This is a genomic window from Halorussus rarus (genome assembly GCF_003369835.1).
Lineage (GTDB): Archaea > Halobacteriota > Halobacteria > Halobacteriales > Haladaptataceae > Halorussus > Halorussus rarus.
The window spans coordinates 156,981-175,864 of sequence record NZ_QPMJ01000004.1 but is presented as its reverse complement, the minus strand read 5'-3'; the positions used below and the strand labels follow the sequence as shown (position 1 = coordinate 175,864).

Here is an 18,884-nt window from a genome sequence, read left to right as displayed (position 1 = left end):
TCCCAGTCGCCCGTCGCCATCATTCCGTAGGCCGGGCGCCGGACGAAAGACCGATTGGTCGAGTTCACACTCGATGCACGCGGACGTCGTGGATACAACGGCACCGATTCCGGCCAATCGAAGATACTGCCGGGACGGCGAAACGGGAATCGGCAACCCGAGACTTCCGTATATCACTCGACGATTTATTGCTCGAACGCGGCCGCGAGCTCCCGGCGCATGAACTCCCGCCGGACCTTCCGGGAGCGCTCCTCCGAGAGGTAGTTCGAGAGGACCACCCTGGGGTCGTCGCTGCCCTGCTCGGCCGCGATGTCCTCCAGCCCCTCGAGGACGGCCTCCAGCGCCGACGTGTAGGTGTCGTACCAGTACCGCCGGCAGAGCTGGGGGCTCGGGCGCTCGCCGTCGATTTCCTCGGGGAGGCCCGCCCGGTCGGCCAGGTCGCCGAATCGCGACCAGATCGTCTCCCGGGTCGCGTGCGGGTCTGCACCCTGCTCGGACGGGAACAGGTGGCCCGACCAGTCGTCGCGCGCGGCGAGTTCGTCGAGGCGGTCGTCGAGCGCGTCGAGCCCGTAGACGAGGTTGACCTCGCCCGGCCCGTTCTTGCGCTCCGCGAAGGTGACGTACGGCACCTCCCCCTCGCCGACGTCCCGGACGAACTGGGAGACGTGGAGGGCGGCCACCTCGTTGGCACGGAGCCCCCACGCCGCGAGCGCGACGACCAGCAGGCGCTCGCGGGGCGAGTCGGCGGTCCGGACGAGCGCGCGCACGTGCGTGGTCGACAGTCGAGCGGGGTCGGACTCCGCGACCTGCCACTTGAACTCGTCGTAGAGGCCGGTCGCGGGGTTGACCGCCGCGAGGCGCCGGCCCACCAGATGCTGGTACCAGTCGTCGACGACGCTCCGGACGCGGGTCTTCGTCCTGGCGCCGTACTCCCGGTCGTTCAGCCAGTCGAACGCGGCGTAGCAGGCGTGGACCGCCTCGTGGGTCGGCACCGACGAGTCGATCGCCACCGGCGAGAGCAGGTCGTCGTCGCCGTTGGCCTCGCGGTAGGCCCTGACGTAGAGGTTGAGCCGCGTCCGCTTCGCAGCGATGGACGACTCCCGGAGCGAGTGGCGCGACCGCCGGCTCTCGAGGAAGGAGCGGACCGCCTCCACGGTCGGGTCGTGGTCGGTCGCCCAGTCGTAGCCGGGGTCCTCGTCACCGAGCCCCAGGTCCTCGCGCCAGAACTCGCCGAACGACCGGTCGTGGTGCCGTCGGAGCGCGGCGAGGAAGGCTCGGAGTCCCTTCTCGCGGAACCACTGGTGGGTCGGCCGGTGGGTCTCGGGGTCGCGTCCCGCGGCTTCGAGGCGGGGCGCGACGACGTCCCAGTAGAGGTCCCGGAAGTCGCCGAGCGTGCAGGTCGTCCAGCGCACGTCGGCGAAGGAGTCTTCGGCACTCCCGGATTCGGATTCGAGGCGCTCGCTCACGGCCGGACCCTCCTCGGGACGTTTCTCGGACGGGGAAGGCCGGGAACTGCGCCGGTACCGGATTTCAAGCGCGGCATTTTCGGACGCTTCGCCGCTTCTCACGCTTCGCTTATAATTCTATGGGGGCAACGGACTGGTGGAGTCCGTTAGACCCACGGGAAATACGGCCGCGTCGCCGGCAGGACTCATAAATCATATTTTGGTATACAGAATTTTATCCGGAGTCCCGCTCGAGAGGCCCTGCGCGAAACGGGTACGTGAACCGACCGAACATGTGCCGGACAAGTTCCACGGCGGTATCCCGAGAAGGTGGCCCACATGGTAGCGCTTCGACCGACCCTCGCAGTGGCGATGGGCCTCCTGCTGGTCGGGGTCGGCTGGTGGGTCGCGAGGCTGGAGGATTGGCACTCCTACGCGCCGGCCGGCGGCCAGTCCGGCGCGGAGGCGACCGGGACGCTGACGGAGAAACCCTCGGGACTGATTCGGTGGCTGACCACGGTCGACCACAAGGACGTCGGCCTGCTCTACGGGGTCTTCGCGCTCGTCTCGTTCGCGTGGGGCGGCATCGCCGTCCTGCTGATGCGGACCGAACTCGTGACCCCGCCGGTCGACCTGCTGGGAGCGAACTTTTACAACGCGCTGATGACCACCCACGGCATCACGATGCTGTTCCTGTTCGGGACGCCGATACTGGCGTCGATCTCGAACTACCTCATTCCGCTGCTGATCGGCGCCGACGACATGGCGTTCCCCCGGATCAACGCCATTGCGTTCTGGCTCCTCCCGCCCGCGGCCCTGCTCATCTGGGGCGGCGTCCTGCTGGGGCCGTTCGTCGGCGACGTCTCGGGCGCCCAGACCGCGTGGACGATGTACCCGCCGCTCTCCGTCGAGCAGGCCAATCCCGGCGTCGACCTGATGCTGCTCGGGTTGCATCTCTCGGGCGTGTCGGCGACGATGGGGGCGATCAACTTCATCGCGACCATCATCGCCGAGCGCGGCGAGGACGTCGGCTGGGAGAACCTCGACCTGTTCTCCTGGACCGTGCTGGTCCAGTCTGGCCAGATCCTGTTCTCGTTCCCGCTGCTGGGCAGCGCGCTCGTGATGCTGCTGCTGGACAGGAATTTCGGAACCGCCTTCTTCGCCGTCGAAGGCGGCGGTCCGCTGCTGTGGCAGCACCTGTTCTGGTTCTTCGGCCACCCCGAGGTGTACATCCTGGTGCTGCCGCCGATGGGGCTCGTGAGCCTGATTCTCCCGCGATTCGCTGGTCGGAAGCTGTTCGGGTTCAAGTTCGTCGTCTACTCGACGCTCGCGCTGGGCGTGCTCTCGTTCGGCGTCTGGGCCCACCACATGTTCGCGACGGGCATCGACCCGCGAGTCCGGGCCAGCTTCATGGCGGTCTCCATCGCCATCGCGGTGCCGAGCGCGGTCAAGACCTTCAACTGGATCACCACCATGTGGAACGGACGCGTCCGGCTCACCGCGCCGATGCTGTTCTGCGTCGGCTTCGTGGCGAACTTCATCGTCGGCGGCGTGACCGGCGTGTTCGAGGCGGCGATTCCGGTCGACCTCGTGCTCCACGACACGTACCACGTCGTCGCGCACTTCCACTACGTCATCATGGGCGGCATCGCGTTCGCGGTGTTCGCCGCCGTCTACTACTGGTTCCCGCTCTACACCGGCCGGTGGTACCAGCGGACGCTGGCGAAGTGGCACTTCTGGCTGTCGATGGTCGGCACCAACGTCACCTTCTTCCCGATGATCCTGCTGGGCTACGGCGGCATGCCCCGCCGGTACGCGGGCTACGACCTGACGGTCGGCCCGGCCGCCTACTTCGCGGACCTCCACCAGGTCGCGACGCTCGGCGTGTACCTGCTCGCGCTCGGCCAGCTCGTCTTCCTCTGGAACGTGGTCCAGTCGTGGCTGGAGGGGCCGCGGGTCGAGGACCCCGACCCGTGGAGCCTCGAGGAGGACGGCCTCAAAACCAAGGAGTGGGCGTGGTTCGAGCGGAAGGTCGAGACCGCGCTCGCGGACGGCGGCGAATCGGGCGAGGAGGAGTAGTCGACACGTCGCGACCCGCCGACTCGACGGCGGCCGAGGCGATCACTCGGCCGCGACCGTTCTCGACAGGCTGTCGGCGACCTTCCCGCCGAAGAATCCGAAAATCCCCCCGAGCGTCGCTGTCGCCGCGTCGCCGAGGGCGAGTCCGACCGCGAGGCCGACGATGCCGAAGACGAGTCCGAGAGCCGCCGTGTCCATACCGGAGCAACGAGGGAGACCACCAGGTGCGTTGCGCCGAACGTCTTCGGGGGGTCCGAGGGCGTCCCGAGGGCGGGGCGCGCCGGCGGAATCGGTCGGGCCCGGCCTACACCAGCGTCTCGGGCCTGTCGCCGAGGTAGTCGAACACCGCCCCGAGCGTGAACCCGTACGAGAAGTGCGCACCGAGCGTCAGCACCAGGTACAACGCCATCGTCAGCCCGGTGTAGTCGACGTAGAACGCGGGTGCGAACCCGGTCCAGAGCACGAACCCGAACGGGAGGCCCTTTATCGCGTACCGGTCGCCCGGCAGGTACGACCCGATGGACGCGAACAGCAGCGGCCACATCACCATCCCGGTCAGCAGGAACAGCACGTAGCCGACCGCGGGCGGGTTCGCCGCGAACAGGGCGTCGAGGCCGGTGAGTTCGGCGAGGGTGGCGAACTCGTTGATGTCGAACGCGCCGAGCGAGGCGGCGATGAGCAGACCCACCGTCAGCGACCCGGTCCCGACCAGGCCCCCGACCGCGCCGATGAACCCGTCGGTGATGATACCCCAGAGGTGGTCGAAGTCCGGTTCCGCGGTCTCGGTCGACTCGCCGGGCAGTTCCGTCGTGAACTCGGTCTCCTCCCCATCCATGTCTGTAGTTACCACACACCAAGGGATAAGCGTTGCTCTATGTAACATAAAATAGTGGGGAACCAATAAGTATATGAAGCGTGTTATCACCACCCATGGTTCAGTTGGCCGGAGCGTTACTCGTCGCCGTTCGCGCCTTCCCGGCCCAGTCCGGGATAATCCCGAAGGGGACGAGAGTAGAGGTGTTCCAACGAATATTCACGGTGTTCCTGGTTCTGGGGACGCTCGTCGGCGTCGTCGTCATCGGCTACATGGTGTACAACGCCTACAAGTACCGCGACGGAGACGGCCGGTCGGTCGACGACGACGTTCCCGATCTGGGCGAACTGCCGTCCGGCGGCGGTGGCGGGCGGAAGCTGTTCGTCTCGTTCGGCCTCAGCACGGTGATCGTGGTCTCGCTCATCGCGTGGACCTACGGGACGCTGCTGTACGTGGAGGCCGACTCGCCCGGCGAGGGCGAGCGGGGACTCGAGGTCGAGGTGGTCGGCTTCCGGTTCGGCTGGGAGTTCGTCTACCCCAACGGCCACACCGCCAGCACGTTGCGCGTACCCGCGGGCGAGACGGTCCGTCTCAACGTCACCTCCGACGACGTGTTCCACACGTTCGGGGTGCCCGGGTTGCGAGTGAAGACCGACGCGATTCCGGGTCAGCGGACCGACACCTGGCTCGAGACGAACGAGACCGGGACCTACGAGGCCCGGTGCTTCGAGCTCTGCGGCCGGGGCCACTCGTACATGACCGCCGAGGTCGTGGTGATGGAGCCCGACGAGTACGAGTCCTGGTACGCGAACACCACGAGCCAGAACGAGTCGTCGTCGAACAGTTCCGCGCTCGACGCGCCGTCAGTCGCGGGTAGCGCCCGGACCGGGCAGGTAGCGAATCCGCAGCGGGTGGTCGCATGAGCGACGAGGACGTACGCGACGGTGGCGCGCCAGCCGACGGCGGCGCGGCGTCGGACGGCGGCTACGCCGACGCGTCCCACGGCGCCGACCACCACCACGACCTGCCCGACCCCGGCAGCGTCAAGCGGTGGCTGGTCACGACCAACCACAAGGACGTCGGCGTGCTCTACACCGTCACGGCGCTGTTCTTCCTGGTGTTCGGCGGCGTGCTCGCACTGTTGATGCGGCTCCAGCTCTGGACGCCGGGCGCGGGCCTGCTCGAACCGCTCCAGTACAACCAGGCCGTCTCGGCCCACGGCCTCATCATGATCTTCTGGTTCCTCTCGCCGTTCGCGTTCGGGTTCGCCAACTACGTGGTCCCGCTCCAGATCGGTGCGAAGGACCTCGCGTTCCCGCGGCTGAACGCGCTGTCGTACTGGCTCTACCTGTTCTCGGGCGTCCTGCTTGGCGTCTCGTTCTTCCAGGGCAGCACCTTCGCGGGGGGCTGGACGATGTACGCGCCGCTGAACCTCCCGGTGTACACCCCGAACATCGGCGCGAGCACCGCGGTGCTGGCGCTCCTGATGTTCACCGCCTCGGTGACCGTCGGGTCGGTGAACTTCCTGACGACGATGCACCGGATGCGCGCCGAGGGGCTGACCCTCCGGCGGATGCCGCTGTTCACGTGGACCATCCTGCTGACGACCTGGATGATGCTGTTCGCGTTCGCGGCGCTGCTGGCGGCGCTGATGATACTGTCGGCCGACCGCCTGCTGGGCACCCAGTACTTCGCGGCCACGGGTCACGCCGGGTCGCTGCTGTGGGCCCACCTGTTCTGGTTCTTCGGCCACCCCGAGGTGTACATCGTCTTCTTCCCGGCGCTCGGCGTGATGGCCGAGTGCTTCCAGACGTTCACCGGACGGCGGCTCGTCGGCCGGAAGTGGTTCATCGCCGCGATGGTGCTGGTCGCGCTCCAGAGCTTCCTGGTCTGGATGCACCACATGTTCCTGACCAGCATCAACCTCCAGATCAAGACGCTGTTCATGGCGACCACCATCGGCATCTCGCTGCCGTTCGACCTGATGGTGTTCGCGCTCATCTACACCACCGTCAAGGGGAAGGTCCGGTTCACCACGCCGTTCCTGTTCTCGTTCGGCGCGCTCATCCTGTTCATCCTCGGGGGCATCACGGGCGTGTTCCTCGGTGCGGTCGTGCTCGACTACGAGTTCCGCGGCACCTACTGGGTCGTCGCCCACTTCCACTACGTGATGGTGGGCGGGGTCACCGCGCTCGTCGGGGGTCTCTACTACTGGTACCCGAAGATGACCGGGAAGATGTACGACGAGTTCCTCGGGAAGGTCCACTTCGCGCTGTACTTCGTCGGCTTCAATCTCCTGTACTTCCCGATGTTCATCGCGTGGGAGACGCCCCGCCGGGACTTCGTCTACCCCGAGGCGTTCGTCGGCCTGCACCAGCTGGCGACCGTGGGCGGGTTCGTCCTCGGCGCGTCGTTCCTGGTGATGTTCTACAACCTCGCGGTCAGCCTGTGGTCGGGCGAGGAGGCCGGCGACAACCCCTGGCGGTACTCGACCACGACCGAGTGGGCCGTCCCCTCGCCGCCGCCGCTGGAGAACTTCCCCGGCCGGCCGTCGTTCTCCAGCGGGTCGCTCGAGTTCCGGCCGGGCGCGGGCGTCGCGAACGGAGGAGAGCGCGAGCCCGGCGACCCCGACCCGCGGACCGCCTCCGACGGCGGAGCGATCGAGGCCGACGTCGAGGCCGCCGCGGTCGCGGGCGAGGAGTCCGAGTCCGAGAGCCACGCCAGCATCTGGCCGTTCGCCATCGGAATCGCGTCGTTCGTGCTGCTGCTCGGCATGTCGGGGATGCAGGACGCGAGCTATCCCGCCGGGCTCGAAGGCGCGGGCTACCTCGCGCTGACGGTCGGCGGCCTGCTTGCGCTCCTGTGGACCCTGGTCCGGATGGCCGGCGAGGAGTTCCACGGGCTGACCGAGCCGTTCGGCGAGAGCTGGCCGTTCGAGGCCGTCGAGAACACCAAGCTCGGCATGTGGCTGTTCCTGGCCAGCGACGTGGTGCTGTTCGGGGCGTTCATCGGCTCGTACGCCTTCATCCGGGTCGCAGAGGGGTGGACCGACTGGCACCACCTGATTCCCGCGGCCCACGTCCCGCTGCCGGGGCTCATCAACACCTACATCCTGCTGACGAGCAGTTTCACGGTCGTTCTCGCGCTGGTGGCCGCCGAGAAGGGGAGCCGACTCGGACTCGTCGCGTCGCTGGCGACGACGTTCGTGCTCGGGGTCGCGTTCCTCGTCAACAAGGCTCTGGAGTGGCTCCACCTGTTCCACGTCCACACCGAGGCGTTCCCGCAGGGCTGGGACATCGGCACGAACGTGGCCTCGTCGACGTTCTACCTGACCACCGGGTTGCACGGGCTCCACGTCATCGCGGGGCTGGTGGTCACGCTCTACCTCCTGGTGCGGGCGTGGAACGGCGCGTACCTCGACGACGACCGGCCGGTCGAGTACTTCGGGCTGTACTGGCACTTCGTGGACATCGTGTGGCTGTTCCTGTTCCCGCTGTTCTACATCCTGTGACCATGACACGACTCAAACTCTACACCGCGATATACGTCGTACTGTTCGCCTTCGCGACCGTCCAGCTGCTCGTCGAACAGTCGGGCGGCCTGCCGTACTGGACCGCGTTCTGGGTCATCATCGCGCTGTCGTTCGTGAAGGCGGTGATGGTCGCGTGGTACTACCAGCACCTCAAGTGGGAGCCCCGGTCGGTATCGTTCACGATGTTCGTCGGCCTGTTAGCGGCGCTGGCGCTGACGACCGCGGCAGCCTACTCGATACTCTGAGGGGCCGGGACTCCGGTCCCCGCGCCGATTCGACCGTCGCGGAACTGGACCGTTCCGCTCTGGGCGGGACCGGTCCGCATCGCGGCTCGGATTCGGCCTCGGCGTGTCACAAAGATTTTGCTTCTCCGGTGGAATCCTTCGGGCGATGCCCTCCTCACGCAGGCAGTTCCTCGCCGTCGCCGCCGCCGGCAGCGCGGCCCTCGCGGGCTGTACGGGCCGGGGAGACACCGACGCGTCGTTCTCTCCCGGAACAGACGACGCGACCGAGTGGCGATTTCCCGACTACGACCGCTGGTCGGCCGCCTACAGTCGGGACGCCGTCGCCCCGCGGACCGGCGTCACCGAGCGCTGGCAGGTGGAGATCCCCGGCGCGAACGGCCGGCCGGTGGTCGCCGACGGGACCGCCTTCGTGCCGGCCATCGACGGCCTCGTCGCGCTCGACCTGACGACCGGCGACGAACTGTGGTCGTTCTCGCCCTCCGACCAGTCGTGGGCGTGCTCGCCCACGGTCCACGAGCGGACCGCCTACGCCGGCTTCGCGGACGACGACGGCGTCTGGGCGCTCGACGCCGAGACCGGCGACGTCAGGTGGTCGGTCGAGACCCGCGGGTCGGTCCAGGCCGCAATCGTGCCGAGCCACAACGGGAAGCGGGTCTACGCCGGCGACGACACCGGTCGCGTGTACGTCGTCGGAGTCGCCGACGGCGCGGTCGAGCGCAGTTACGACGCGGTCGGCGAGGTCACCGCGCTCGCGACGGACCGGATAACGGTCGTCGTCGGGACGAACGGCGGCCAGGTCTACGAGCTGTACGACGACGGCGACGCGTTCTACCCGCTCTGGCGGCGCCGGGTCGCGGGCGGCGTCCAGGACCTCGCGATAGAGGACGGCGGATCGGTCCTCGTCTCGGTGTTCGGCGACCACGTCTACCGACTCCAGAACGGCTCCCACGCCGGGACGAGCCGGTGGCGGGCGGCGTTCACCGCCAACGACTTGCTCCTGGCCGGCTCCCGTGTCGTCGGGACGAACCTCTCATCGACGGCGAGCATCGGCCTCCGGGACGGCGAGAAGCGGTGGTCGCGCTCCGGCGGCGCCAGCTGTGCCCCCGCCGCGGCCGGCGACACGTTCTACGTCGGCGACGAGCACGAGGACGACTCGGAGGGCGGCTACCTCGCCGCCTACCCGCTCGGCGGGAGCGACGGGCTCTTCAGCGACGGGCCGAAACCGCGGTGGAAGCGCGATATCCCCGGCACGCCGACCGGCGGGCTGACGGTTGCCGACGGGGCGCTGCTGGCCGTGACGCGGCGGTCGGACGCGGCCGACCGGGCGTACGCGTTCGACCCCACCTGAACTGGCGGCCGGAGCCGGTCCTCGGCCGGTCATCCCGGCGCCTGCATCGCCGACACCGCCATGTACGACAGCAGGAGGAAGGCGTACACCGCGACCAGCGCCGCCACGACCTTGAGGTGGTAGAGGAACAGGTCCTCGCGCTCGGCCTCCAGCGCGTCCTCGTAGGCCTCGCGCTGGTCGACTGAGCAGGCCTCGGTGTGGAGATCACCGACGTGGAGCGCGAGCAGTCGCTCGCTCCGGAACGGCCGGCGGCAGTGGGGGCACCGGGTCGGCGTCTCGCCGTCGGGCACCCGCACCTCCGAGTCGGCGACCGACACGGTCACCCACCGAGGACGAGTTTGACGGTGACGCCGGCCACGAACAGCGAGCCGAACACCCACAGGCTCAGGAGCGCCGCCTGCGCGCTCGCCAGCCCGCGGAACCGCGCGGAGCTGTAGGTTCCCCAGAGCAGGAACCCGACGAGCAGGACGGCGAACACCAGCGCGATGGCCGTCCAGCTGCCGACGGCGGCCGCGAAGCCGGCGTCGCTGACGAGCAGCACCGCGCCGCCGCCGGCGACCAGGACCAGCGCGAAGAACCCGGCGATCCAGGTCCCGACCGACTCGCTCGCGTCCGCCGACCGCGGCAGGTCGCGCGCCGTCCCGTCCGCGGGGTCGTAGCTTCGCCAGTTCTCCATCCTGCCGACGAACGCCCAGACCGCGAGCAGCACGGCGCCGGTCGCGAGGGCGCTCGTCAGGTAGGCAGTTTCGGCCATGTGAGTCGTTCCTGAACCATTGTTAGATAGTAACAATCATAAAAGTTGACCCGGGCCGGGCGTCTGCAGAGGATTCATGTGAAGAGGTAACACTGCTCAGCCAGTTTTAATACGGAACCGGTTATAGCACTGAACACTTCAGCCGCCCGGACCGACCGGGCGCGCGAGGTGATACACCCATGAACTGTCCCCCACTCCGGGCACGCGCCTTCGGCAGCTTCGCCGCAAGCGCCGCGTCCGGGGTGAAGGCGTTCGGGAACGCCGCCGGGAGTATCCCGGTGGCCGATGCCGAGCGGGGGACCCACATGGGCGATAGTACGTATCGCCTCGAACGGACCACCCCGACCGCGTAGGGCGTCCGCGGCCGCCGACGGAACGGTTCCGTCGGCAACGCGACGCCGGGTCGGCTCGCTTCCTCCCGAACCCACGACTCGGAAGCGAGCCGCGTGCGTCGGGCGCGTGGTCCGTTCGGCCACGTCCTTCTCCGGCGCACCGACCCGGTACCGCGACTCGCCGTCGCGAGTCGGCCACCCATCGACCAGACGCATCTGCGCTCCCGACGGCGCCGCCGCCGGCGGCCGCGGGCGAGAGCTCGCCGGGAGGCACCGACCGCGACCGCATCGACGCGACCCGACCGCACCGACGAACAACGCACTGCGACCGACGCACCCGAAATCCGTGACCGGCCCAGCACGCACCCGACGACCCTGATCGCACCGACCCGCCGAACGCCACACCGACCACACCAACGACACGACCCATGACCGACCCGACAATCGACGCGACGGCAGACCTCGAAGTACACGTCCCCCGCGGCGGCGACGGCACCCTCCAGGACGGCATCGCCGACGTCCTGGCCCGGAGCGCCGCGGTCGACCGCACGGAGGTCGTCGACATCTCGGGGGTCACCCCGACGCTCAACGACCTCCGGGTCGACGCCTCGGTCCGGCTCCACGTCCGGCTGGACGACTCGGTCGAGGACGAGCGGGCCGCGGTCCGGGAGACGGTCGCCGACCAGTTCGGCGTCCGGGCCGTCACCGCCGTCGAGACCGACCGCTCGGCGTGACCGCCGACCGGGACCGGAGTCCGGCCGACGCCGACGCTATCGTCGACGCTCCGGCGCGCCGCGCGGACCCGACGCACCACTCGCTCACCGAACCGATTCGACTCGACTCAGACCGATGCGACACACGCTGCACACGACCGAACTGCCCACGAGAACGACGCTGCGAGACGCCGCCGCGCGAGCGCTCGCCGCGACCGGCCGGTCCGCCGAGCGGGCGGCCGTCCTGGTCGCAGCGGCCGCCGCCTTCGCAGTCGGCACCGCGGCCGCCGCGGTACTGCTCGGCGTCGTCGTGACGAACCTGCCCGCTGGCCCGTCGGCCCTCCTCGGCCTGCCCGCCCTGCTCGGCGCCACCGCCACGGTGGTCGGCGCGGTCGCCGCGCTGCCCCTGGTGGCGCTGGCCGCGGCCCGGGCCACCCTCCGGGGGCTCGACCGCCTCGCGTGAGGCGGTCCTCGACCCCTGCGACGGGCGGAGGCTCGGCGTTGGCGCGCTCGGACCCTTCGGCACGGCGGCGCCTTTGGGCCGGAATCGACGGCCCCTTCCCGCGTTCGCAGCCGATAGGCGGTCCTTACGGCCGGGAAGGCCCGCCATAACAATGGAAACGGAGCCCAGAGGACCCGATGGCATGGACCTGAAAGACATCACGCGCGGACTGCGAGGGGGAGAGGACGCCACGCTAACCGACGACGAGCCGGGAGCGGAGACCGACTCCAGGCCGTCGACCGACCGCGACTCGGCGACCGACGCCGCGTCCGACGGCGAGGAGTCGACGGACGACGACTCGGCGTCGAGCGACGCCGATCGAGACGACGCCCACGTCTGCCCGTTCTGCGAGACCGAGTTCGACGCCGACCGCGGCGCCTGTCCCGAGTGCGACGCCGAGATCGTCCTCCGAGGGACGCGATAATCCGGCATCGGGCGGAGGGACCGACTGAAGCCGCATCGAACGGAACCGACCGACGCGACCGCGATTCGAGACGCTGTCGGCGCCCCGATGTGTCGGGCGCCCGCGCGACACGACGATTCTCCGAGGTGGATTTGAACCCGGCGACCGGCGGCCGACGTGCCCGGAAACTCCTCGTTATGCGGCGTGTAACCGGGACCCTCCGGCGCAACGTAAGGACACTTTTACACCCGGCGGTCCCGTGGCGGGTTCCAATGACCAGTCGGCAGACTCGTCGGCAGTTTCTGGGGGCCAGCGCGTCGGTCGGACTCTTCGGTACGGCGGGCTGCGCCGCCCCCTTCGGGAGTCGGCGGCGGCGCAACGACACCGGGAGCGGGGCCAGCGGCACGCCGACCTCCGCGACCCCCGACCCGACGACCGAGGCGACGACGACCGAGGAGCCGGCGCAGGCCGACGCCGAACCGATCGACGTCCGGGGCGCGCTGTACGTCCCCGCACGCGCGTGGAACACGTTCCAGATGTGGCACGACTACGACGAGAGCGTCATCGAGCGCGACCTGGGGTACGCCGACCGGGTGAACATCAACGCCATCCGGACGTGGATCAGCTACGAGCAGTGGCTCGCCGACGCCGAGGCGCTCGAGCGGTCCATCGAGCACTTCCTGACCGCGGCCGACGACCGCGGAATGGAGGTGCTGTTCGGCCTGTTCGAGAGCGTGGGCAAGGAGCCGTCCGAGGAGAACCTCCACGCCACCGACCCGCTGACCGCGCCGCCGGTCCAGTCGCCGTCGAGCGACGTCATGCAGAACCCCGACCGGTGGGACGAACCCGGAGGGTACGTCCGGTGGTTCATGGACCGGTGGAAGGACGACGACCGGCTGCTTGCCATCGAGGCGATGAACGAACCGGGGTGGCTCCCGACGATGAAGCGGTTCGCCGCCGGCATGTTCGAGACCATGGCCGAGAACCGCGGGTCGGTCCCGCTGACCGTCGGGTCGACCAGCCTGGCCAACAACGCCGACTACGTCGACTGGGGCGCCGACGTGCTCCAGTTCCACTACAACTTCCCGAACGAACCCGACATGTACCACGAGCTGCTTCCGGAGGCGATTCGGCTCGGCGAGGACCTCGACATGCCGGTGTACCTGAGCGAGTGGCAGAAGGTCGCGAACTTCGGCTGGGGCGAGACCGGGGTCGTCGACAACTGGCAGCCCGACTACGACTCGCTCGCGCCGGTCATCCACCAGCACGGCGTGGGCAACTTCTTCTGGTCGCTGATGGTCAAACCCGCCTACGTCCGGTATATGCGCAAGCGCGGCATCATCAACGGGCTATTCCACGAGGACGGCTCGGTCTGGCACAAGAGCGACGCGAGGGCCATCAAGGCGATGTCGGGCGAGGACGACGTCTCCGAGCTCGAACAGCGTCAGGAGTGGCCCCAGTGGGCGACGAAGATCAAGCGCCACGCCTTCGGGAGCGGCTCGGAAGCGGGGGAGTAGTCCGACGGGACACGCCGACGGTCGAAGACCGGGACTCCCGACGGCCGGGTCAGTACAGTTCGCCGCCGAGCGGCACGTCCTCGTCGGGGCCGACCAGCACCGGGTGGCCCTCCTCGTCGGGGACGCCGACCGTCAGCGCCTCGCTCTTCTCGCCCGCGATGCGGACCGAGCCGAGGTCCGTCGCGCAGAGCACCTGCCGGCCCACGAGGTCGTCGGGGTCGTAGTTGTACCCGGTCTGGGCCACCGACTGGACCTCCTCGTCGCCCAGGTCGATCTGCAGGATGGCCATCTCCGGCTTGTTCGTCTCGGGGAACGACTCGGCGTCGAGCACCTCGCCGACGCGGAAGGTGGTGTCGAACGGGCTCTCGGTCATGCGGGTCGGGGTTGTACGGCGGTCGACTTAAATGTCGAGTTCGGGGAAATCGGTCGGTTGATGGTCTGGTACGGGACAGACCGATACCGAGGATAGGACAGGAGAAGCTAGCTACTGCCGTCACAGATGTCCCGCACAGCACCGCCCCGCAACCGCCTCACGCCTCCCCAGCCTCCTGCGGTGCTCGGCCAAAGGCCTGCGCTCCTCGTCCCTCGCACGGCGTGACGGACCACGAGGGTCCGCCAGCGCGCGCCGAAGTAGCTTCGGGTGAGAAAGCGCTCCCACAGAGGTCCGGTTTTCACGCCGGCACGCTGTTGTTCTCGCTCCCGCGGGCCACCACGAAGTTCCGGCGGTTGTCGCGCACGGCGTTCCCGCGGAAGCGGTTGTCGTCGGCGGCCAGCAGCGAGACGCCCCGCCGGTTGTCGGTGATGCGGTTGTCGACCACCGCGTTCCGGTCGCTCTCGACGAGCAGGACGCCGTCGCGGTTGCCCGACGCCCGGTTGTCCCGGAGGCGGTTCCCGTCGGCGTTCCGGAGGCGGAATCCGACCGCGCTGTCGACGGCGCGGTTCCCCGCCAGCGAGTTGTTCGTCGAACCGTCGGCGACGAAGACCCCGTAGAACCGGTTGGAGAGCCGGAGGTCCGCGACCCGGGTATCGTCGGCGGCAGAGAGCCACACGCCAGCGATTCGATTCCCGGTCGCGCGGCCGCCGACGATATGGTTCCCGTCGGCGCCGACCGCCACGACGCCGTACTCGTTGGCGCGGGCGATCGCGTTCTCGACCCGGTTCCCGGAGGAGTCGGCGCCGAGGTGGACGCCGAACAGCGCGTTGCCGGCGGCGGTGACGTTCGATGCGCGGTTCCCGTCGCTGTCGTCCAGCAGCGAGAGCCCGTGGACCGCGTTGTCGCTCGCGCGCACGTCCGCGAGTCGGTTCCGGCTCGACGAGTAGAGCCGAACCCCGACCCTGCTTCTGATCGCGGTGACGTCGAGAAACGCGCCGCGGTCGGCTTCGGTCAGCCGGACCCCGTCGTCCCAGTCGGCCACCGTCAGGTTCCGGACGGTGACGTTCGAGACGGGGCGGGCCCACGCGCCGACCGCGACTCCGGCGGTGCCGAAGGAGCCTCGGCCGTCGACGAGGTGGCCCCGGCCATCGAGCACGACGTCGCTCGCCCGGATGCGGATACACTGGCCGGCCGAGGCGTTCCGGACGTCGTCGACCAGCGCGTACCGGCCGGGGTCGTCGATGGTGGTGCAGGAGTCGATTCGCTCGGGGTCTCCTGAATCCTGAACGGCGTTCCCGAGGGTCGGCGAAACCGCGGCGACCGCGAGCAGCGTGGCGACCGCAAGTGTCGCGCGGCGCATGCCGGCGCTTCGACCCCGACGGCCATCGTTATTCGGCCGATTCGCCCCGGTAACTCTGGTTACGGACGGCAGCAGCCTCGACTACGGCCGGCGGTCCTCGACCGCCTCCGCGCTCCGCTCGGTGACCCGCACGCCCTTCGCCGAGAGGTGCTGCATCCGGCGGCGGGCGAAGTCCTCCTCGGTGGTGCCGCGGGTCGCCAGCACGTACATCCGGGCGTTGCCGGTCGGGCGCATCGTCCGGCCGGCGCGCTGGGCGCCCTGCCGGCGGGAGCCGCCGAGCCCGGAGGCGACGACGGCGAGTTCGGCGTCGGGCAGGTCGATGCCCTCGTCGCCGACCCGCGAGACCACGAGGGTGTCGCGGTCGCCCGACTTGAACTCCTGGAGCAGGTGCTCGCGCCGGGCGTGGCGCATCTCGCCCGAGATGAACGGGACGTTGAGCGCCTCGGCCAGTTCGTCGCCCTGGTCGAGGTACTCGACGAAGATCAGCGCCTTCGCGTGGGGGTGCTCGGCCCGGAGGTGTCTGATTTCGCGGAGCTTCGCCGGGTTGCTCGCGGCGAGCTGGCGCTTCTCGTGGCCGTCGGCGCTGCCGTACTCGTGGCGGTAGGTCTCGTCGTCCCACGGCACGTAGCGGATCTGGACCTCCGGCTCCTGGACGTAGCCCGCGTCGAACAGCGCGTCCCAGTCGGTGCCGATGGGCGGGCCGATGAGGGTGAATATCTCCTCCTCCTTCTCGTCCTCGCGGACCGGCGTCGCCGACAGCCCCAGCCGGTGCTTGCTCTGGAGGTCCGCCGACCGCCGGAACACCCGGGACGGAACGTGGTGGACCTCGTCGTAGACGATGAGCCCCCACTCGCGGCTGTCGAACAGCTGACGGTGGCGGTCCATCCCGGCGGTCTGGTAGGTTGCGATGGTCACCGGCCGGACGTCCTTGGTCCCGCCGTGATACTCGCCGATCTGGTCGGGCGTCAGGGTGGTGTGGGCCAGCAGTTCGTCGTGCCACTGACTCGCAAGTTCGCGGCCCGGCACCAGGATCAGGGTTTCGCCCCCGACGGCCTCTATCGCGCCCATCCCCGCCACCGTCTTCCCGCTGCCCGGCGGGCCGACCAGGACGCCGGACTTCGACCGGACGAACTCGTTCACCCACTCCTGCTGGTACTCCCTGAGGTCGAGTCGGAGCTCGACGTCCAGCTCCTCGCCGGTCTCGAGGTCGCGCTCGTCGCGGACCGGGTAGCCGGCCTCGTAGAGGACGCGCTTGACCGCCGCGACCGACTCCTCGGCGACCCAGCTCTCGGTGTCCGAGATGGGCGCCCGGAGGTGGTCCTCGTCGAGCTTCTGGCGCGCGACGTTGCCCATCAGGTCCTCGCTGGCGGCCTCCAGCACGACGTAGCCGTCCTCGTGGGTCCGGAGGACGAACTGTCGGGCGCGCTTCCACTGGCTCTCGATCCACTCCTCGAGGTGGGGCGACCGCTCGGGCAGCACGTCCCGGACGGTGCCGAGTAGTCCCTCGAAGTCGTCGAACGGCGCGGCCCAGACGTCCTCCTGGCGGATCTCGTACATGTATCCGCCGTCGCGGGTGGTGTCGACCAGGTGGGCGAACTGCGAGAGCTGGGCCCGGGTGAACTGGGTCGGCTGGTCGACCACCAGTTCCCGGCGCTTCGGGAAGACGACGACGCGCTCGCGGTCGGCCAGCTTCCCCCAATCGGTCGGGTACCAGACCACGGGGTCGTTCGACACGTCGAGCCGCTCGACGCCCTCGCCCTCCGCGAGGCCGGCGAGCGCGTCGTCGGTCTCGGCCTGCGAGCGGTCGAGCGCCCGTGCGACCTCCCCGGCGGTGACGACCGGGCGGCCGAACTGCTCGACGGCGTCGTGGAAGTCCTCGACGTCGACCGGTCCGTCGTCCTCGTCCGACGGTGCAGCGTCGGCGGGGTCCTCGCCCGGCGGGTCGGGGTCGGCCGGGTCCCCACCCGCCGGGTCGGCGTCCAGAGCGTCCTCGGGGTCAGTCATCCATCGCCTGTAGGGACACGGGGAATAAACGAGTTGTGCTATAAAAGATGTATATATTCCATTGAACACCACGTTGTTTTTCCAACAATTGGCCACAAGATTTACATCTATTGGCTGACAGCCGGAGTAAAATTTGAGTAGTGGGGGTATGAGAGGGAGGTATGGACACGGGAATCGCGGCCATCGAACGCTGTGCGTACTGCCGGGAGTACGTGCCGATTACGGTCTTGCCTGTCGGCCACGGAGACGGAGCGATTTCGGCCGAGGTGGCCGTCTGCGAGGACTGCCGGACCGACGGGCGCTGAGTCCCGGACGCGACGCCGACCTGGTGTCAGCGCCGGGAACGCGGACCGACGGTGACCCGGTCGCGGTCGGGAGGCGGCCTCGCGGGCACGGACAGAGACGTGCAAATCCAGGGACCGTACGGCGCGGAGACGCGGACGTGAAGGCTCGGAGATGCCGCGAGATGGCGGCGAGCGAGACTGCCGCGCCGTAGGCCCTCGCCAGAGAGCGGGCGGTTCGCGTCCGCCGTCGGGACGCCGTCGCCGCGACACGCTTTCGACGCGACCCAGGAGCACGGCGACGGACCGGGAGTACCCTGCCCTTACCGTTCCGTTCGTCGCCGTTCGCGCGTGAACCGGCAAGAGGGCTTAACTGTCCCTCCGTCGTGGCCGGAACCGTGACTCTCCGAGACCTCCGGGCGCTCGGCGTCCTCGCCGTCGCGTTCGTCGCGGTCTGCGGCGGCGCGGCGCTGACGACCGCGACCCTCCACGGCGCGGCGGCGACCGACGCGGCCCAGACGCAGATCAGTTCCTGCACGACCATCGACCAGCCCGGCGAGTACGTCCTGACGTCCGACATCGAGAACGGCGGCAAGACGCCCATCTCGAAGTCCTGCATCAGGATCACCGCCGACGGGGTGACCCTCGACGGCGGGGGCCACCTCGTCGACGGCCGGGGCGTGAGCGACACCAAGGGCATCGCGGCCGTCGACACCGAGAACGTCGTGATCCGGAACGTCGAAGTCGACGACTGGCACGCGGGCGTGCTCGTCGAGGGCGGGTCGGCGACCGTCCGCGACGTGAGGACCTACTCGAACGCCTTCGGGGTCCGGCTGGAGAACGCCACGAGCGCCACCGTCGAGAACAGCACCGTCGAGGACAACCTGGTCGGCGTCTCGGCGATAAACCAGACCGTTACGCTCGCGGACAACGAGTTCTCCGGCAACGAGATAGAGGTCCAGCGCGACTGACCCCTGCGGCGCGACCCCGCGTCGGCTGCTTTCTTCGGTCGCCCGTGCCCGGTACGACAGTTGGTCGGCGCGAGACGCCGCGGCATCGGCCAGCGAGAACAACCGGCCAGCCGGGACTGGCGTTCGTCGCTTTCCGGGTGTGGAATCTCTTTCGCGAAAACCCCGAACTGCTCGGCCGGTCGCTGACCGGCCACCCCAAGCGACGCACCGC

General features: G+C 69.2%; 20 protein-coding genes. 12 read left to right on the top strand and 8 right to left on the bottom strand.

Annotated features, from left to right (window positions below; all coding sequences use genetic code 11):
• Nucleotides 1–185: 185 nt before the first annotated feature.
• Nucleotides 186–1,466 carry a tyrosine-type recombinase/integrase gene (locus DVR07_RS19495; RefSeq protein WP_115798992.1) on the bottom strand — a complete coding sequence of 427 codons (1,281 nt, stop codon included), beginning with the start codon at nucleotides 1,464–1,466 and terminating at the stop codon, nucleotides 186–188.
• Between the two features lie 318 nt (nucleotides 1,467–1,784).
• On the opposite strand from DVR07_RS19495, the gene DVR07_RS19490 reads away from it, so the two are divergent.
• On the top strand, nucleotides 1,785–3,524 hold the full coding sequence (locus tag DVR07_RS19490) for a cbb3-type cytochrome c oxidase subunit I (RefSeq protein ID WP_394338821.1): 1,740 nt from the start codon (nucleotides 1,785–1,787) through the stop codon (nucleotides 3,522–3,524).
• A 42-nt stretch (nucleotides 3,525–3,566) separates the two neighbouring features.
• On the opposite strand, the gene DVR07_RS21885 is transcribed toward DVR07_RS19490, so the two are convergent.
• Both DVR07_RS21885 and DVR07_RS19485 read right to left on the bottom strand, forming a co-directional pair.
• On the bottom strand, nucleotides 3,567–3,722 hold the full coding sequence (locus DVR07_RS21885; protein WP_162829640.1) for a hypothetical protein: 156 nt from the start codon (nucleotides 3,720–3,722) through the stop codon (nucleotides 3,567–3,569).
• 106 nt (nucleotides 3,723–3,828) lie between these two features.
• Nucleotides 3,829–4,359, bottom strand: a complete 531-nt coding sequence (locus tag DVR07_RS19485) for a DUF6789 family protein (RefSeq protein ID WP_115798990.1) — start codon at nucleotides 4,357–4,359, stop codon at nucleotides 3,829–3,831.
• 95 nt (nucleotides 4,360–4,454) lie between these two features.
• Between DVR07_RS19485 and coxB the strand changes: the two genes are divergently transcribed.
• The 4 genes from coxB (at nucleotide 4,455) to DVR07_RS19465 (ending at nucleotide 9,463) form a co-directional block, all read left to right on the top strand.
• The gene (gene coxB, locus DVR07_RS19480) at nucleotides 4,455–5,261 is read left to right on the top strand and encodes a cytochrome c oxidase subunit II (protein ID WP_115798989.1); all 807 of its coding nucleotides are present in this window, start codon (nucleotides 4,455–4,457) and stop codon (nucleotides 5,259–5,261) included.
• Entirely contained in the window at nucleotides 5,258–7,849 is a 2,592-nt protein-coding gene (locus DVR07_RS19475) for a cbb3-type cytochrome c oxidase subunit I (RefSeq protein WP_115798988.1), read from the top strand. The genes coxB and DVR07_RS19475 overlap by 4 nt, the downstream gene beginning before the upstream one ends.
• Before the next feature lie 2 nt (nucleotides 7,850–7,851).
• A complete protein-coding gene (locus tag DVR07_RS19470) occupies nucleotides 7,852–8,115 on the top strand; it encodes a cytochrome C oxidase subunit IV family protein (RefSeq protein WP_115798987.1) in 264 nt (87 codons plus the stop codon).
• Between the two features lie 145 nt (nucleotides 8,116–8,260).
• The gene (locus DVR07_RS19465) at nucleotides 8,261–9,463 is read left to right on the top strand and encodes an outer membrane protein assembly factor BamB family protein (RefSeq protein ID WP_115798986.1); all 1,203 of its coding nucleotides are present in this window, start codon (nucleotides 8,261–8,263) and stop codon (nucleotides 9,461–9,463) included.
• A 29-nt stretch (nucleotides 9,464–9,492) separates the two neighbouring features.
• On the opposite strand, the gene DVR07_RS19460 is transcribed toward DVR07_RS19465, so the two are convergent.
• Together DVR07_RS19460 and DVR07_RS19455 are read right to left on the bottom strand one after the other, a co-directional pair.
• On the bottom strand, nucleotides 9,493–9,780 hold the full coding sequence (locus DVR07_RS19460; protein WP_205254574.1) for a DUF7410 domain-containing protein: 288 nt from the start codon (nucleotides 9,778–9,780) through the stop codon (nucleotides 9,493–9,495).
• A gap of 2 nt (nucleotides 9,781–9,782) precedes the next feature.
• Nucleotides 9,783–10,217 (bottom strand): hypothetical protein, encoded by a 435-nt coding sequence (locus tag DVR07_RS19455; protein WP_115798984.1) that lies wholly within the window; start codon nucleotides 10,215–10,217, stop codon nucleotides 9,783–9,785.
• 179 nt (nucleotides 10,218–10,396) lie between these two features.
• Between DVR07_RS19455 and DVR07_RS21880 the strand changes: the two genes are divergently transcribed.
• From DVR07_RS21880 to DVR07_RS19435, 5 genes are all read left to right on the top strand, one after another.
• A complete protein-coding gene (locus DVR07_RS21880; RefSeq protein ID WP_162829639.1) occupies nucleotides 10,397–10,570 on the top strand; it encodes a hypothetical protein in 174 nt (57 codons plus the stop codon).
• Between the two features lie 407 nt (nucleotides 10,571–10,977).
• Complete coding sequence (locus tag DVR07_RS19450) at nucleotides 10,978–11,283, top strand: hypothetical protein (protein WP_115798983.1); 306 nt, start codon at nucleotides 10,978–10,980, stop codon at nucleotides 11,281–11,283.
• A 115-nt stretch (nucleotides 11,284–11,398) separates the two neighbouring features.
• On the top strand, nucleotides 11,399–11,725 hold the full coding sequence (locus DVR07_RS19445) for a hypothetical protein (RefSeq protein ID WP_115798982.1): 327 nt from the start codon (nucleotides 11,399–11,401) through the stop codon (nucleotides 11,723–11,725).
• A gap of 181 nt (nucleotides 11,726–11,906) precedes the next feature.
• Nucleotides 11,907–12,188, top strand: coding sequence for a hypothetical protein (locus DVR07_RS19440; RefSeq protein WP_115798981.1), 282 nt, complete (start codon nucleotides 11,907–11,909; stop codon nucleotides 12,186–12,188).
• Between the two features lie 251 nt (nucleotides 12,189–12,439).
• Nucleotides 12,440–13,684 carry a glycoside hydrolase gene (locus DVR07_RS19435; protein ID WP_240147635.1) on the top strand — a complete coding sequence of 415 codons (1,245 nt, stop codon included), beginning with the start codon at nucleotides 12,440–12,442 and terminating at the stop codon, nucleotides 13,682–13,684.
• Between the two features lie 49 nt (nucleotides 13,685–13,733).
• Here the strand turns inward: DVR07_RS19435 and DVR07_RS19430 are convergent, their stop codons facing one another.
• From DVR07_RS19430 to DVR07_RS19420, 3 genes are all read right to left on the bottom strand, one after another.
• Nucleotides 13,734–14,057 carry a tRNA-binding protein gene (locus DVR07_RS19430; RefSeq protein WP_115798980.1) on the bottom strand — a complete coding sequence of 108 codons (324 nt, stop codon included), beginning with the start codon at nucleotides 14,055–14,057 and terminating at the stop codon, nucleotides 13,734–13,736.
• 298 nt (nucleotides 14,058–14,355) lie between these two features.
• Nucleotides 14,356–15,417: a right-handed parallel beta-helix repeat-containing protein gene (locus DVR07_RS19425; RefSeq protein WP_115798979.1), complete on the bottom strand. Its 1,062-nt coding sequence runs from the start codon at nucleotides 15,415–15,417 to the stop codon at nucleotides 14,356–14,358.
• An 81-nt stretch (nucleotides 15,418–15,498) separates the two neighbouring features.
• On the bottom strand, nucleotides 15,499–17,421 hold the full coding sequence (locus DVR07_RS19420; RefSeq protein ID WP_115798978.1) for a DEAD/DEAH box helicase: 1,923 nt from the start codon (nucleotides 17,419–17,421) through the stop codon (nucleotides 15,499–15,501).
• Between the two features lie 161 nt (nucleotides 17,422–17,582).
• Here DVR07_RS19420 and DVR07_RS21875 point away from each other — a divergent pair, with 161 nt between their 5' ends.
• On the top strand, nucleotides 17,583–17,726 hold the full coding sequence (locus DVR07_RS21875) for a hypothetical protein (protein ID WP_162829638.1): 144 nt from the start codon (nucleotides 17,583–17,585) through the stop codon (nucleotides 17,724–17,726).
• 374 nt (nucleotides 17,727–18,100) lie between these two features.
• Nucleotides 18,101–18,673 carry a right-handed parallel beta-helix repeat-containing protein gene (locus DVR07_RS19415; protein ID WP_162829637.1) on the top strand — a complete coding sequence of 191 codons (573 nt, stop codon included), beginning with the start codon at nucleotides 18,101–18,103 and terminating at the stop codon, nucleotides 18,671–18,673.
• Nucleotides 18,674–18,884 lie beyond the last annotated feature (211 nt).